Annotated in this window: 1 pseudogene; it reads right to left on the minus strand. The window is 59.2% G+C overall.

The features are described from left to right. Nucleotides 1–897 precede the first annotated feature (897 nt). Nucleotides 898–1,641: pseudogene (locus BHU15_RS39865) on the minus strand (hypothetical protein); the annotation flags it as partial.

Raw genomic sequence — 1,641 nt, forward strand, 5'->3', positions numbered from 1 at the left:
CACGGCCTGATCGCGACGCTGATGGTGGTCACCGGCCTGCTACTGATACGCGAAACCGGCACGGCGCCGGCCCCTCCGGCAACGGCTTCCTAGAAGCAGTGCTGACACCCCGGCATTCCCACACAGAACCAGAAGGCTCGACCCCTCAGGGGTCGAGCCTTCTCCCGTACGCGACAACCGACCCAGCGATCGACGCCGAGCGGGCGACCCACTAGACGTTGAAGCGGAACAACTCAGCGCTCCCACCTATGCATACGTCGCCTCCAAGGCCGAAATCCAGCACCCGCGACCGCAGCCCGAGAAAGCGTCCGTCCACCACGTACCCACTCTGCACGCATGAGGCACTTGGCACCCCTTTGAGCTCATGACACAGCCGCTGCCCATGCAAGGAAGTCGCCGCCTTGGTATTGATCGAGGTATTGCTCAAATACCAACAGTGAGAAGAGCGCGTGGCCAATCGGGCACCAGTCACCCCGATCGAGGACACCATGAGGGAGACCCTGGCTGGCGGTGAGTTTAGTACCGAACCGTTTTACGACGCGAAGCGCAGGTCGAACTTCGGAAGATCCCTTGCGCCATGGCATTGCGGATCCTGGCGAAGCTGACCAAGTTGGAAAGCGATCCTCTCGGCTTCAATACCACCACGCCCATGTCGCGGCCAGAACGCCGTCCACCACCGGGGGGTCTAAACGATCGACAACGCAGAGCTGCTGGTATGGGTCGCACACGTGGGGCACCGGTCCAAGATCTACGATACCTGAGCCGACCTGACCTGGCGTCAGAGTATTCGGCACACAACGAGGGGCCGACTCCCAAAGGAGCCGACTCCCCTCCAGCCGAGTAGTCAAAGCCGGCTAGCCTTTGCCTCGATTCTCCGCACCCACTCGCATATACCGGTCAATCCTGAAGCGGCTCGACGGCATCAAATTTCCATCCACACATCTCGCTGAGGAAATTCTGGAGGTTGCCCTGAACGATTTGCTCACGCTGCTGCAAAAATTCCACAGTTTTGCTTGCCGCCAAGAGTCCCGCCATACTGCGGGTCATCGCATGTGACGCCAGGACCGATTCCCACTCCACATCACCCAGGTGAACCGGCTGGATGGAGAAAAGGATGTCGACCTCGTTGACCGGATGGCTACCAGAACAGAGAATAAGCCTGTTACCAGCAGAAAGACGCCGACTACTCCCAACGTTCCTAGGGTTGACCACATATGCAATTGCCGGAGCCGCTGTATTGGACTCACTGATCGCGCGGGCCAGGCGCGGCTGTTCAAAACTGTCTGCCGTCAAAGGATCGCGCGGCCCGAGCGCCCAGAGTGAGCAGAGAATTATCTTTCCCGCCCCTTCATTGGTGCGAAGACGTGCCACATTGGGCACAGAATGATCAGACCGCTCCACGACATCAATAAGACCGGTCAGCGAATCGTCCATTGAGTGGGTTGAGATTTTATAGGTCTGAGCCTTCATTGCCCCAGTAGCGCTTCCGCGGAAGATATATGGCCCCACTACTGCAGCGCGCCAGAACCAGCGCCGAAGCGTGTCCAACGCTTCAGGGCCCGGATCGGGGTAATGAGCAAAGAAGCGCGTCAGCACTACCAATAGGAACCTGTACGGCAAGAGGTGGAAGTGCGGGACGCC

It is taken from the genome of Streptomyces niveus, assembly GCF_001723055.1.
Taxonomy (GTDB): Bacteria; Actinomycetota; Actinomycetes; order Streptomycetales; family Streptomycetaceae; genus Streptomyces; species Streptomyces niveus.